Annotated in this window: 13 protein-coding genes; 6 read left to right on the top strand and 7 right to left on the bottom strand. The window is 45.2% G+C overall.

Annotation, left to right across the window (positions count from 1 at the left end; translation table 11 throughout):
• Positions 1-214: 214 nt before the first annotated feature.
• From DYADSP32_RS01810 to DYADSP32_RS01790, 5 genes are all read left to right on the top strand, one after another.
• A complete protein-coding gene (locus tag DYADSP32_RS01810; protein ID WP_149244298.1) occupies positions 215-1978 on the top strand; it encodes a 7TM diverse intracellular signaling domain-containing protein in 1764 nt (587 codons plus the stop codon).
• 424 nt (positions 1979-2402) lie between these two features.
• Entirely contained in the window at positions 2403-2618 is a 216-nt protein-coding gene (locus DYADSP32_RS01805; RefSeq protein WP_149244299.1) for a hypothetical protein, read from the top strand.
• Positions 2619-2704: 86 nt separating this feature from the next.
• Positions 2705-7006 carry a LamG-like jellyroll fold domain-containing protein gene (locus tag DYADSP32_RS01800; RefSeq protein WP_149244300.1) on the top strand — a complete coding sequence of 1434 codons (4302 nt, stop codon included), beginning with the start codon at positions 2705-2707 and terminating at the stop codon, positions 7004-7006.
• A gap of 304 nt (positions 7007-7310) precedes the next feature.
• Positions 7311-7592, top strand: a complete 282-nt coding sequence (locus tag DYADSP32_RS01795; RefSeq protein ID WP_149244301.1) for a hypothetical protein — start codon at positions 7311-7313, stop codon at positions 7590-7592.
• A gap of 371 nt (positions 7593-7963) precedes the next feature.
• Entirely contained in the window at positions 7964-8353 is a 390-nt protein-coding gene (locus DYADSP32_RS01790) for a LytTR family transcriptional regulator DNA-binding domain-containing protein (RefSeq protein ID WP_149245013.1), read from the top strand.
• Positions 8354-8843: 490 nt separating this feature from the next.
• Here the strand turns inward: DYADSP32_RS01790 and DYADSP32_RS01785 are convergent, their stop codons facing one another.
• The 7 genes from DYADSP32_RS01785 to DYADSP32_RS01755 all read right to left on the bottom strand — a co-directional run bounded on the left by DYADSP32_RS01785 (position 8844) and on the right by DYADSP32_RS01755 (position 13505).
• Entirely contained in the window at positions 8844-9692 is an 849-nt protein-coding gene (locus tag DYADSP32_RS01785) for a relaxase/mobilization nuclease domain-containing protein (protein WP_149244302.1), read from the bottom strand.
• Positions 9689-10357, bottom strand: coding sequence for a plasmid mobilization protein (locus tag DYADSP32_RS01780; RefSeq protein ID WP_149244303.1), 669 nt, complete (start codon positions 10355-10357; stop codon positions 9689-9691). The genes DYADSP32_RS01785 and DYADSP32_RS01780 overlap by 4 nt, the downstream gene beginning before the upstream one ends.
• Positions 10358-10666: 309 nt before the next feature.
• The gene (locus DYADSP32_RS01775) at positions 10667-11197 is read right to left on the bottom strand and encodes a hypothetical protein (protein WP_149244304.1); all 531 of its coding nucleotides are present in this window, start codon (positions 11195-11197) and stop codon (positions 10667-10669) included.
• A complete protein-coding gene (locus DYADSP32_RS01770) occupies positions 11190-11888 on the bottom strand; it encodes a hypothetical protein (RefSeq protein ID WP_149244305.1) in 699 nt (232 codons plus the stop codon). Before DYADSP32_RS01770 ends, DYADSP32_RS01775 begins: the two co-directional genes overlap by 8 nt.
• A gap of 3 nt (positions 11889-11891) precedes the next feature.
• Positions 11892-12233, bottom strand: a complete 342-nt coding sequence (locus DYADSP32_RS01765; protein WP_414617433.1) for a hypothetical protein — start codon at positions 12231-12233, stop codon at positions 11892-11894.
• Complete coding sequence (locus DYADSP32_RS01760) at positions 12223-12519, bottom strand: helix-turn-helix domain-containing protein (RefSeq protein ID WP_149244307.1); 297 nt, start codon at positions 12517-12519, stop codon at positions 12223-12225. The genes DYADSP32_RS01765 and DYADSP32_RS01760 overlap by 11 nt, the downstream gene beginning before the upstream one ends.
• A 98-nt stretch (positions 12520-12617) precedes the next feature.
• Positions 12618-13505: a hypothetical protein gene (locus DYADSP32_RS01755; RefSeq protein WP_149244308.1), complete on the bottom strand. Its 888-nt coding sequence runs from the start codon at positions 13503-13505 to the stop codon at positions 12618-12620.
• Between the two features lie 196 nt (positions 13506-13701).
• Here DYADSP32_RS01755 and DYADSP32_RS01750 point away from each other — a divergent pair, with 196 nt between their 5' ends.
• Entirely contained in the window at positions 13702-14403 is a 702-nt protein-coding gene (locus DYADSP32_RS01750) for a hypothetical protein (RefSeq protein WP_149244309.1), read from the top strand.
• The last annotated feature ends 102 nt before the right edge of the window (positions 14404-14505 follow it).

The raw sequence follows: 14505 nt of genomic DNA, 5'->3' as shown, positions 1-14505 counted from the left end.
AGCTAGTCAAAGACCGGGTTTAATGTTTCACGGCGCAGGAGGCGTCTATTTATATTATTTTGCCCCGGCAGTATTCGCCTTACCACAAAATCAACACGTTTAATTTAACCCTGCATTGGAGCAACGGGGCTTAGTTTTACACGCCTTACTACAGGCTATAAGCGGTCTGTTAGATAATTTCCCTATTTTTGATTATCTAATTAAGCGTATACCGTTGGGCCAATTACTTCTTATTATTTTCTTTTCGATTTCGTGCATCGCTGGCTTTGCCCAGAAAATATTAACACTTACCGACAGCGCCCGCATCCAACTAGACAGCTACACCCTGCTTCCTGACCAGGGCTATTCGTTTGAGCAAGTACTTACCGATACCACGCTACATTTTGTACGAAACGATTCTATCAGGCCACAGCAGGCCTCCGCTTACTGGCTTAAAATTAAGCTGGCCAACCCATCGCACTATACCCAACCATATATGCTGCGGGTAAGACCTGTTTTACAGAACACTTTGTATTATTTCAACGCCGATTCGCAAACGTGGGTATCGACCAAGGCTGGCATCATGGTGGCTGCGGATAAAAGTCTTAAGCAAGGCAACTTGCCATTTGTACTGCAGGGGGGCGGCGTTATCAATATATTGTATGTAAAACTAGATTTAAAAGTTCTACAGACAGTTGGCCATGCCTTACGTCCAGAAATTACCATCACTTCGCTTGCGGCCGCCGATAGCAGGGAACGGGTACTCTGGATTTCCTGGGTGGTTTCCATCACCGTACTACTACTTTTTTTCCTGCATAACCTGTACATCTACTATAGCTTTAGGGACAAGGCTATTTTGTACTACCTGGTAGCGCAACTGGGTGCCATGGTGTACATTACTGCTTACAAGCATTTTTTTGACCTGGTTTTTGAAAGCAGGGTTTTTACTTTTGATTTAAAGGCCGATGGCTGGCTATATTCCTACAACTACGGCAGCATTTTTATGCATGGCAGCGTGCTGGTAATGATGTATGGGTTTGTGCAGCTCACCCGGTCGTACCTCAATACCCGGCAGCTGCTGCCCCGCTTCGATGTCGCACTTAAGTATGGCCTGGGTAGCTATATGGTGGCATCGGTGCTGTTGATTGTTATTAATGTAAGCCTGTTTTTTGTAAATGACTATTCCCTGCTTTACGAAAATATTGTTGTACTAGCCCTTGCAGCCACCATGTTATGTGCCGGTGTGGTAGCATACCGGCGCAAGCAGCCGGCTGCCGGTACTTTTTTGGTGGCCAATGTGCTGCCACTGGGTTGCATAGTTGCTGTATCGGTGTACCATGTGTTTGTAAAACTGTACGAGGTGGAAACCTCGTTACTGCCCGACATGGCAGTAGTATCGCAGGCCCTGGTATTTTCGGTGGCCCTGGTGGCCCGTATGCGGTTAATACAAAAAGAGCTGAAAAACAGTGAGATAGAGGCGCGGCAACTGGCATTTGACATACGTGAAATACAGCTGAAACACCAATTGATAGAACTGGAAAACGCGCAAATAACTGCCGATATACTGCACCACAAAAACGACAACAAGGCTTTGCAGCAAAAATTGGAAACCAACCAGCGAGAGCTGGCCGCCAACGCATTGTACATGGTACAAAAAAACAAGCTGCTTACCGATCTGCAGAACCAGATAAAACAAATAAACAAACAATACCCCGGCGACACCATAGGCGGCGGACTGAAAGAGATGCAGTCGGCATTAAAAAGCAACCTGTCCCTGGATGAGGACTGGGGCAAGTTCAAACTGCATTTTGAGCAGGTACACCCCCGTTTTTTCGACGATCTGCAGACAAAGCATCCCTCCTTTACAAAAAACGACATCAGGTTATACGCCTATTTCCACATGAACCTTAGCACCAAGGAAGTAGCAGCCCTCATGAATATTGACCCTGCCAGCGTTCGCCAGGCCAAAGCCAGGCTCAATAAAAAAATGGCCATTTAGTAAGAGGCATCTAAGACAAGGCTCCCAACTTTTCGAAGTCCATAACCTTACTCTTCCAGCGGGTTAAATATTCGGTTTTGTCGTTTCAGGCAAGATAGCGACGAGGCTATTCTCGCTGAACTGGTCGAACGAACCACCTAAGGCCGGCTACCTTTCTTCCCCGGCAGTTTAATCGTTGAGTTTTGTACGTTTCAGTACCTTAATCTCTATTCATGGCAGACAGACAAAAAATTCTTTATTGAAAATCAACGAGTTGTGATTTTTCTCTGCATTTTGTATACACTTTATATATGCTCCTTTTTAGGTTTTGGGCGGCGGACAGCCGTTTTTTGCCATCGCTTTTTATGCTGACTGCTGTTCGCAGCCAGCTCGCTCACACAACACCCCAGATGAAATCACAATTAAATAGCAGATTGACTTTTTTATGAAAAAATTTTTTTTAACAACGAGCTGCGGACTTGTGTTGCTGTTGACCATCCAATTTCTATTAAACAATGGCCTGCTATTGGCGCAGCCCGGAAAATTAACTCCATCCATACAGGCCGCCGAAGCCGTGGTCAGGCTGGTGCTTAAAAAAATACAAAAAGGCGAAATACTACCCACGGCAACCGTGGAAGAAATGTTGAACGCCGTGCCGTAAACCGGAGTAGTTAACCTTCTACCCGGCTAAATCATCCTGCATGTAAATTACTTGATTTCTCATCCCTCCATGTCCAACTCATCTTTATGAAAAAACCACTACTGTACTTATTGCCTGGCATTGAGTGTAAGGCAACTCATACCATTATAAGCTTCTATGTAATATGTGGAGCCCTGTTGCTGCTGGCTCAGGCCGGCAAGGCGCAGTTTAACCAAGCTATCGCATTAAATGGCATTAACCAGTACTGCAATTTTGCAGCGGGACAAGTTGTTGACAAAGAATTTACGGTAGAAGCCTGGGTACGACCCGATGCCACTGCCGGCAGAACCATGACTATCATCAGCAGCCGCTACGGTACGGGCAAAGAGTATAGTTTTGATCTGAAATTGGTAAACGGCACCTCCATACAAGCCAATATTGGCGATGGCACTAGCTGGATAAAAGAAGGTGCCAATGCCACATTTAAATACGAGGCAAACCGATGGTACCATATAGGTTATACAGTCTCAGCGTCGGCCAATAAATACGTTGTGTATGTAAACGGAAGGGAGGTGGGCAGTGGCAGCTTAGTCGCAAGTGGCTCATCTAACCCTGTACTTTTTGATGGCAATCATTATTTGGCTAATATAGGTAAAAATGAGTCAAATGGGTCGGATTGGTTTTTTGGGCTGATAGACGACGTTAAGGTGGAGAACTATGCACTACCAGCTAATATGATGCAATATCAACCCTATGGCGGTATTTTAGATTTTAGCAATAGAGCCTTCTTTTATTTTGATAATGCCGATGTTCCCAACGGTCGATTTCAGGACGCAACTCATAATTTTTATTGCTACTATCATGGCTCCGCTATTTTCACTTCCAATAGTTACGCAAGTGTTGTTTGCGAAGCCAATGCGGCCACAGGCATTGGAACCAAATCGTTTACTGCCAACTGGACCAGGTCAAGTTTTGGAGTAATTACCAATTATTTAGTGGACGTAGCTACCGATGTCGATTTTAACAACAAAATAGTTACTGCACAATCGGTAAACGAAGGTACTACTTCGCTTACCATTGGCGGTCTTTCGCCTCTCAATCAATATTACTATAGGGTACGGGCCAATAATACAGAAGCATCGTTAAACAATACGGGAGCATATTCTAATACCGTAAGCGTAAGCACTTACGGTGTGCCGACCATTAACTCTTTTACTCCAGGCTCCACGGGCACGGGTAACACTGTTACCATTATTGGTACCAATTTTACCAGCGATGCCACGGTTAAATTTGGCGGTACAAATGCCACAGCAGTTGTTTTTAACGGTACGAATTCTCTCACAGCCACAGTGAGCAGTGGCAGCGATGGCAACATTACGGTTACCACCCCTGCTGGTACTGCTACAAGTGGTACTAGTTTCACCTTTCTGGCAGCACCATCCGTTACCGGCACCACTCTTATATGCAACGGCAGTAGCACTACACTCACCGCCGCTGGCGTAAGTGGCGCTGCCTTTGCCTGGTACGACGCAACCACGGCAGGTAATTTATTGGCCAGTACTGCTGCTTATACCACACCTGCTTTAACGGCAGCTACTCACTATTATGTACAGCAAACGCTAAGCGATGGTGCAAGTACACGGACCGATGTGTTGGTTCAGGTGTTGCAAAACCCATCGGTGCCAACCATCACCGCTACCGGCGCCACCAATTTTTGCGCAGGCAGCAGTGTTAAACTGTCTGCACCAGCAGGAGCCAACAGTTATTTATGGAAATTGAATGGCAACCCTATCAGCGACGGGGCCACCTCCCAGTCAATCACCATTACCACAGCTGGCAGCTATACCATTACAGTTACCAATGCCAATGGCTGTGCCAATACCTCTGCCGCCACTGTGGTTACCGTAAATGCTCTTCCTGCCGTACCAACTATTAGTGCCAATAAGGCATTAGCCCTTTGCAATGGCGATAATATTGCCTTAACTGCCAGCAGCAGCGCAGGCGGCAGCATTTGCGCGACGGCCAGCGAGGGTGGAACGCTTAGCATACAAGCACCAGCCAATGCGCACTTTACGGGAGTTGTATTTGCCAGCTATGGCACGCCTTCCGGCAGTTGCGGCAGTTACAGCACATCTTCCTGTCACGCTGCTAATTCCGTTTCGGTTGTAAGCCCTTACATAATTGGCAACACCTCGGTCGATATACCTGTAAATAACACTGTGTTTGGTGGTGACCCATGCAACCTTACAACCAAAATGCTGGTGGTGGAAGCCCAGTATACATACGATAACCCACCCATCAGCTTTACATGGTCCACCGCGGCCACTACGGCAGCTATTACTGTTAGCCCCGCAGTTAATACCTCCTATACGGTTACGGCCAATTTAAACGGCTGTACCAATACCTCTGCTGCCACAGTAGTTACCTTAAACGCTGTAACAGCCATTACCTCTTCACCAACGGGGCAAACGGTTTGCACAGGCAGCAATGCCAGCTTTACCGTGGCCGCCACAGGTGTCAATTTATCGTACCAATGGGAAAAAAATGGCACCAATGTGGGCAATAACGCATCCACCTTATCATTAACCAACCTAACCGCCACCGATGCAGGTTCGTACACCTGCGTGGTGACGGGTACTTGCGGAAGTGCTACCACCACGGCAGCTACGTTAACGATAAACACACCTACTTTGGGCAACTACACCAATAATACCGTGGTGGCAGGGCAGAATACCAGCTTTACGCCTGGTGCTATACCTACAAATACCACCAGTTTGGTAGCCAGTACAAGCAGCAACTTTACCGGAGTATTGTCGGCAGACCCTGCGACCGGCGTGGTACAGGTGACTGATGCCAAACCAGCCGGCATTTATACCATTACGGTAAAGGCTACAAATAATGGCAGTTGCACGGCTGCCACTACCAGCTTTGCCCTTACGGTCACTAACCCTGCTTGTAGTGAAATAAACCTGACAGGCAGCGGCGTTTCCATACCTGATGGAAAAAGTGTCCCTTCCACAGCCGACCTTACCGATTTTGGTACCACTTGCAGCAGCAGTGCTATCACCAAAACCTTTACCATCGAAACTACGGGCACTCTGCCATTGCTACTGAACAGCGGCGCCATCACCATGGCAGGGACGGATGCTTCCATGTTCACGGTTGGCGGCATTGTTCTGCCAATATCCATTGCCGGGGGGAGCTCTACTACTTTCACGGTCACCTTCGCGCCTGGTTCCGCCATCGGAGCCAAAACCGCCACGGTACATATTGCCAGCGATGATTGCGATGAGGCTGATTACGATTTTGCTATATTAGCAACTGCCAATGCCTTGCCTACAATGGCCATCAATGGCGACGCGACTACAACACTCATAAGTGGCAGCACCATGCTTACCGCCACGTCTTCCATTTGCCGTGTAGTGGCCAATATTTTGCCCATAACACCTGCACCCGTAAGCGGCAACGTAACCGCCCGGGTATGGGTCGATGCCACCCAGCACAGCAACTACGTAAAGCGTCACTACCAGATAACACCTGTAACCGCCGATGGCGTCACCCCAGCCGACTATGCCGGCACGGCGACCGGTAAGGTCACGCTGTATTTCACCCAGCAGGAGTTTGATGATTTCAATGGTGCCAGCAGCACCCAACTGCCCAAGAACCCCACCGATATCGAAGGCAACATCCCAAACCTGCGCATCGAAAAGCGTTCGGGCACGAGCAGCGACGGTTCAGGCTTGCCGAATACCTATCCGGCCGTTACCCCGGAGACCTTTAAACCTGTCGATAAGAACGGCAGTGTGGTTTGGAACGGCACAGCCGCCCGCTGGGAAGTAAGTTTTGAGGTGACCGGGTTCAGTGGTTTTTTTGTAAAAACAGCCGGTACAGCCCTGCCATTGCGCCTGATATCATTCACCGGAACACAGGAATCGACCACCAACAACCTTAAATGGGAAACGGCTGACGAAGTCAACACCAAAAGCTTTGAGCTCGAAAGCAGCAGAGACGGCCGCCACTTCCTGAAGGTAGTGGCCATACCTGCCATAAGCACCGGCAATAACAGCTATGATTATACGGACAGGACTATTTACAAAGGCATCATGTATTATCGTCTCAAAATGATCGATGTAGATGGAACATTTACTTACAGTCGTATACTGACTCTAAGCCGTGACGGCAAAGGCGGGATCAACCTGTTTCCAAACCCGGTCACGGATCTGCTAAACCTTAGCCTGGATAGCGACCTGATCAATAGTGAAGCCAAGCTTTATGATACAGGCGGCAGACTCTTGCAAACGATCAAAATTGCTTCCAGCGAACAACTCTTAAACGTGAAAAAATTACCAACAGGCATTTACATCATCAAATTTAGAGACGGTAGTTCGAAGTCGTTTGTGAAGGAATAAGCGGTCTCTCTCTATATACTTCAAGGAATGTCTAGGTTTTCCTCTCTCCAGAAATGTTAGAAAGAGGGGGGCGGTGATGGAAACATACTGTATATGTGGGGTACGATTTACCGTTACGTCCTGGTATCACTGATATAATAGCTGGCATTATTCTATATTTTGTTTAAACGCTAATCAAAGCTATTTTATAATAAAATGTATCGATCTTCTTTTTTGGACAATGCATTCGTTTTCGATTCCCGATTAGAATTGATAGAGCCCGGGTTCGTCAGGTCTTTGGAACTGATTGTAAATAGAATGATTTATGTCCGCGCATGTACAAATACAGGGCGGAAATTTAAAAACAGAAGTGTCGCAGCCATCTGAAAATCTTTTGTGCGTAGAGATTACAGACAAAGGAATTGATCCTGCGCTGGCGGCCGGGTACAAAAGCAAGTTTGCCGTGCGTCAGAAGTCATTTGAGATGAAGATGACCTCTGAACGAATCCAGACGACCAATCAGATTTATCTAGTGGAGACGGACACAGAAATCATTGACCTGAAAGACGGAAGCAACAACTCAGCCGGGACAATGATCATTATATAGATACCGATATAACAAAAATGCTCAAAGCAGTAATCATAGATGACGGAACCTGACTGTGTGAGGCTACTGGCTTTACAATTGAAAATGTATTGCCCGCAGTACAGGTGAGCGCGGCATGAACTGACGGCGAAGAAGGGCTAAAAGAATAATAGAAATAGAGCCTGATGTTGCCTTTCTTGATATTGCAATGCCAGTTATGAATGGATTCGAACTATTGTAAAAATCGGAGACATCCGGTTCAGTCTGACCTTTGCTACTGCTCATGATCAGTTTGTAGTAAAGGCGTTTTGTTACAGTGCGTTGGATTACTTGCTAAAACCGATTTCCGGTAAGGATTTAACCATCGCAGTCTCAAAAGCCGAAACCAGGAGCTGGCCTACCAGCCCACGGGTTCATTTCTTAAGACAGCAGTTGCAGGGAGATACGAAAGCCCTGCCGGAAAAATTTGCACTGCCTTTTCAGAATGCCGTGTCATTTGTGGAATTCATAAAATAATATGCTGTGAATCAGAGAACAATTACACCCATTTTCATTTAATTGACGATCAGCGGCCTACTGTTTCGAAAACCCTTGGAGATATTTCCGAAGTATTGGAGGGAAGGCGATTTTTTTTCGCGTTCACCGCAGATATGGTCAGTTTGAATCACATCAAAAAATATGTCAGGGGAGAAGGTAATTATCTTGTACTATCTAATGATCAGACTATTCCGGTTGCTCGAAACCACAAGGAAAAGCTAATTGAAAGATTTGGGTGGTTCTGAATGAGGTATATGGGAGTAAACTAAGGGAGAGTACCGGCTTCCGGAAAATACGTCACGACTTCCGCATAGCACTTTATTTAACATTAAGATGGACTTGTATTAAATTGAATTAGCTAAGACTTGATTTGTCGGACATGGTGGAATTAGTCGGCACCAAATCTTCCAATTTGCCTAGAACATTTTTTCTCGCAATCCCCTCTCAGTCAATTACGGAGGGGTTGTGAGAGAAAATGTGGACTCGTCAGATGGCTGTTGGCTAGTTTTGACCAAAGTGTCGTAAGATGTCTCGGCTTTTACAATTAAATCGTTCTCCAGTATCTTGGCTGCTTTGAAATCGCAATGGTAGAAAAGGAATGGTCTGTTTCAAATAAATATCATCTAAATTTAATTTAAGGTCATACTTTCTCCTAATAAATAGTTGGTCATCAATAAAGGTATTGTTGGTGCGGTAATCTTAGCAGTGTATTTTTTCAAGGAAACCTTAAACCGATCAGCCTATTCTGATTCCTCGCTTTCTTTCCCCTTTATACTCTTCGGTCAAAGTCTGTTTCAGTTCTTCCTGCACCTGCTGCCCTAACCGCTTTTCAAGGTTAGCCAGGGAATATTCCCTCCCAATCTCGGAACCCTTGATCTTCGTCCCATTTTTAGTATTGACAAAGGCGATACCTCGCCCCAGATAGGTTTGGTAATTCTGCTCTCGAAGTTTTTCTTTCAGCTCCTGCAATGAGCGGACTTCCCTCAAATTATGATCGATGAGCTCCTTAAGTTTCAGGATCGCTTTGTTAGTATGCTGCTGCTTTTGCCTTTCAGGATCGGTCAGATACATTTCTGGGATGATTTGAAGCCCAAGTTTCAGCTCCATCCTCCGGCAAAATTTTCCCGTTCTGGCATAATTGTTAAAATGGTCTGCTGTGTTCTTGCCGTTGTAATTGAGACGGTTGGCGACAATATGGAAATGATCGTGCTTGGTATCCGAGTGTTTGAATACCAGCATCTGATTTTGCTCAAAGCCGAATTCCCTGGCAAATTCAGTGGCAATTTTTATAATCTGTTCGTTAGCCGGTTTCTCGCCAGGTGGAAAACTAAACGACTGGTGCCACATGAATTTAGTGAGATTTCTGTTTTTGTCCATATTGTCCAGAAACTGACGGGCGAGATAATCCAGATCGTAACGGCCATCGGGCTGGTTTTTGATCGCCAGGTGTTGAACATAAACCAGATCTCCCCTGACATCTTCAATCGTCAGACTCTTTCGCTGCTTGACTGTTAGCTCTTTTTCGTAATAGCAGTATTCCAAAATCCCTTTGGCATAACTGCCCAGTCCGGCTTTTCCAATCATGGTATTCTCATTTTTAAGAGCTGCTCAATGGCCACTTTGATTTTGCTGTGCACCAAATCCGGATCAGTTTCCATTTCTGATTTCCAGATAATGTGGTTTTGCAGTTCTTCTGATTGGTAATACCGCTCATACTTTTCAAAAAGCTCTTTGGCGCATTGGTATATGTTGGCTGTCTTTTCAAGGACACCGCTTTTTTTTTGGGATGGGGCAAGCACCTGGCTCAGATAAGCATGAAGTTGCTGCATCCACAGCTCAATTTCGGATAGCGTTTTATGCATAGTGCGGATCTCGAAGTCTTCAAAGATCCAAAGCACGATTAGCTTGGAGAGAAGTCTGACCTGCTGGCTGCTTTGTTTCCAGTTCTCCGTATGCAAGTGCTGGTGTTTGGTTTTCAAAACGGCCAGTGAAAGAATACCAGCCAGCTGCTCCAGGATCCGGATCGTTTCCGCTGTTTTAGGTGGCAGTGTTTTCTTCTGGGGCCTTTTGAAAGGCGTGTCCAGTGCCAATGTCAAAAAGAACTGACTGGCTGAAAGCCCGCTCTTTTCAATCAGCTCATTGATTTTGTTCTTTTCATCCTTGGTTACCCAAACCGAGAAGTGATCTCTTCTTGCAGCTTCTGTCTTTTTAGGCGGTCTGCCTTTTGGTTTTGTTTTCTGGTTTTCCATTGTCTTAAATTTTAAAGTTGTCTGTTGCAATTAGCTATGAGCCCCAAGGCGAATAGCCGGGTCCAGGGGTTTCCCATGGCCAGTTCTCGCCGGTCGGAGTGCGACTCCCGGAGTTTTTTGCGACGTACCGGCGATAGCTGGCTGTGGAGGAAACCACCGTGTAGCATTTTTTGTGACCTCTTCCGGCTCAATTTTCCTTGAAATAATTTTTCTAGAATACTTTTTGACTCTTTGGAGTTCTTTACGACTCCGAATGTCCAATATTGATTCTTTTGGAGCGCGTTTAGATCTTTCTAGCCCCATTTTGGATCAATTTTTCCGCTGCAAGGGCACTTTGACCAATTTCCGTCGTGAGTCAAATTCGTAGCTCTTGCCGAATTCATATTTGCCGTTCTTCGACGGTGAAAGAACAAGATATTGGATACCGGCAGTCGTTTCCGTCTTACCCTCTTGAATCAGTAGCTGATAGTCTGAGACATTTTTGTAAGCTGAAACAAAATCTATAGTCCGCTGATAATCGATATACGTGATCATGTATACGTAGTATAGGATACCGAGAAAAAGTGCAGTAATCGAATACGGTAATCCCTTACCTAAGCCGTGGATAAAAGCTTCTAAGATCGAGTTAAACTGTATCGTCTTCACGGAATCCTTGATCTTGCCACTCAGCTTTTGGTTCTCGTCCAGTACTGCCGTTAGCTGACTATTCATGTTTTGAAATTGAACCTGGTTATCTAGCAAGATAGTTGCAGACCAGTCGTCCATTTCGATTTCGTACCTGGCCAGGTAATCTGCTTTGATTCTGGCCAGGGTTTGCTTGCTCGTCGTTTCGTTAGACATCGGCAAAGTTGATTTGAAGTTCTCGTTGAAGCCTGAGTCTTGGCCCAATGGTATAAGCATCCAGTGCAAGACCCTTGCGGATGCCCGTCAGGATTTCTGCCCCCAGAAATGATTCAGGTTCAAAATCGCCAAATTTTCGAAACGTCAGTCCTGAGCTTTTACAGTTTTCCCTGAGCTCCCGGGTTAGATGTGGAAACTTGCGGAAGGTAGCCATACTTTGCCAGACGACAATTTCAAAGTCTGTTTTGACAAGGTCGAATATCCTTAGCAAATAATCGATGGATGGATTATAGGCACCTCCACCGCCGATGACGATATGAAATGTGATTTCAAAACCCAATCCTTCGGCAAAATCCTTCAATGGAATATCGTACTCGATGAGCGCTGGAAGCTGCTCGCTTTCTGGTGCGCCAAAATCAAAATAGGCTTCTTCGAAATCTTCCTTTGCGATGCTCTGCAGATAGGCCAGCAAATTATCACGGATCAAAAGGCCCTTCTCGTCTAATAGGCTCGCAACATCGGATTGATCCTGATGTACGAATTTCAGCTGACGTGTACTGGTCTGCGTTGACGCGTCGACGTCAATAAACAGGCACTTAGGATCCTGAAAGTGTTTTAGGGCAAACAGGTACATCAGAATGGATTTACCTACGCCTCCTTTGGCTTGCACTATAAAATGTAAGTTTTTCATCGGTCAATATTTTTTAGATGGTTTAACATATGGCTCAGGTTCAGAGCGGTGAAAAATCATTGCCGCTTTGGGTTGAATCTGAGGTTCGGGTTTTTCAGTTTTTTCAACTGGCATTTGCCGATCAACCCACTTTTTCATTTTAGCGCGGATGTATTTGATGTCATACAGCGATACGACCTCCGTCGAAAGTTTTTCGTTGATCATATCCATAAGGAACCTCGCTGACATTGTTGAAGTAAACAGATCGTGATACAACTCAAAAAGCATTCGCTTGCGCTTAGGATCTTTTCGCTCATAGAGCTTCAAGACCAACTCCTTCGTTACCTCCATAGTTTCAACGGTCAACCCTGCAATGTTTTCGAGACTCGATCCTATCGTGCCAGAGCCGGAGGACTGCTTCTGAGAAGTACAGCTTCCCAGCCTGGCGGATAAATGGCAGATGCCCATTGGCACAGTGATAGTAAAGCTTCTGTGCAGAGACTGTTTTCAAAATCAGCTTTGCTTCATTCACATCGATGAAATGATCGGAGCTGGCCGCAGGATCGGAACGGATCTTGACAGGGGCAACGGTCTGTCTAGTGGAGTTTGTGTTTGGATTGTGGCTGCACGAATCCGGAGTTTTCTTTTTCATTTTGCCTGTCTGTTGGATAAAACATGCTGGCAAAATTCAGAGTGATGTAGTAGAAACTCCTTCCTATCGTTCGTTAGCGAAAGAAAAGAATCAAATATTTACAAATTGAGGATAAGCAATCTTGCTTCTTCAATGTACTTATATCGCACATGCTTTTCTGTGCAATTAAATTGAGCTAACTCCTCAGCTTGGAATGCTTTTACGAACGAGCTTTGCTCGAAATCATGCACAAGCCAGGAATTGAATAGGGTGGCTACATGTGGGGCATCAAGAGTTTTTTCGATATGCCCCTTTTCCAAAAGGGCGTAATAAAGCGCAGCGATATATAGCCGTCCGCCCTTCGATTGCTTGAAATATCGGTAGGTATCGCTGGCATCGACAGGTACAATCCATTGGTGCTCTACCAAAATGTCTTTTAATCGACTAAATTTATCCCGTTTCGTGGAAACATCCGTCCCAGCAAAATGCTCGTAAAAGTGGCCGGTCATCTGTGAGCGTGTAACATTTTTTAAAACGCCCACCGGGGTTATTGCATGCTGTAAAGAAGCGAGTTCGCCTTTCCAGCTATCCAAGTCTATCAAACTATCAGTCTCCTCTTTTGACCCTAAGTTGTGTACCCAATCTGATATTTGAACAAGTGCTTCGTATGTCGCTTCTGGCGAAGCATAATCCTTTCTCGACAAAAGTCGTTCAAAGATGGCGCGGTTATGTCGTAGAATAAATGCTGTACGGTACTTGACCTGTCTAATTCTATGGCGTTTAGATTTTCCAAACCACCAGTAGAATTGTTCACGGTCAGAATACCCTCTCTCGTACGAATCAAGGAAGTCTGTCACATTATTCGGATTGACTGAGAAAGAAAAATGGTTATGATACAAGATAAGTAGGCGGTTCAGACTGGTAAAGTCACTTTCATGAAAAACCCCGGAAAATTCTTCTAGAAGGTATTTAAAAAAGGGATATCGGAAATTGGAGTGAAGATTCATACCTGAGCGTTAGAAAGACATAACAAGTGAATATAATAACTTACAGTTACTTTTCATAAGTTGATTCACTTGACAGCCTAAATTGCAACAGCTTAGGCATGCGACGGACGGATTGATGAACGGCAGTGCTGGCAGAAGTAATTAACTATTGATATATTGCTTCCGATTGTAAACCCGATATCAGCAAATAATTTAAATGAATCAAATAGGAGATTTTTTGGGGAAGCCTTGGTGGCAGGGCATTTCTGTCGTACTTACCGTTGCAGGATTGTTACTGGCTATGATTCAGCTTCGAAAAAAGAAGCTAGGGTACTTTATACAGTTTTCAGAGTCAGTGTTTGCGGAAGACTTAGGCCTTACAGATCAATTATCCATATTCTATCAAGACGCTGTTGTAAAGTCGCTTCGCGTAGCTTCAATAAAATTCAAAAATTATGGCTTCTTGCCGATCCGGAGTGACGATTTTCATGAAGCCATAGAAATCAAGCTTAACGGCTCTCTAAGTATCCTTGATTGCCAGGTCAAGGCGCTCAATCCAACAAATTTGAAGCTTCGGTATTCAATCGATGATCAGTCCATTTTGATCGAGCCTACTCTTTTAAACTCAAAAGACATGTTTCTGGTGAAAATAATCTATGACGGCGAAGATGCAGACATCAAGCCAACTTGCCGGATTGTTGGTGTTAATCGCATGAAAGATTTGGACTCAGTCAGGCAGGCCACTAGGAGTCTCGCAGCTATAACAGTAATTGCCATAATTGCCCTGTACGCACTATTGAGTTGGGCATTTTTCTCTACTCCTGACGGTTACGGATTGCAGGTTTTGGGATGCCTAGCACTGCTGGGGGCAGTAACCTATATATCCATCTACAGAGATCGAATCTTCTCCGACTTGTAAAGCGGCTAGCTGAGTTGGCGAAAATTAATAACATCAGCGAACTATTGGAGATTACTGACTTAGGACATCGTACAATTGGACGAGCAGATTTTGAGAAGTTTA

The sequence above is a fragment of the Dyadobacter sp. 32 genome, from assembly GCF_902506755.1.
In the GTDB taxonomy this organism is placed as follows: Bacteria; Bacteroidota; Bacteroidia; order Cytophagales; family Spirosomataceae; genus Dyadobacter.
The sequence above is the reverse complement of the archived record's forward strand: the minus strand, read 5'-3'. Positions and strand labels throughout refer to the sequence as shown.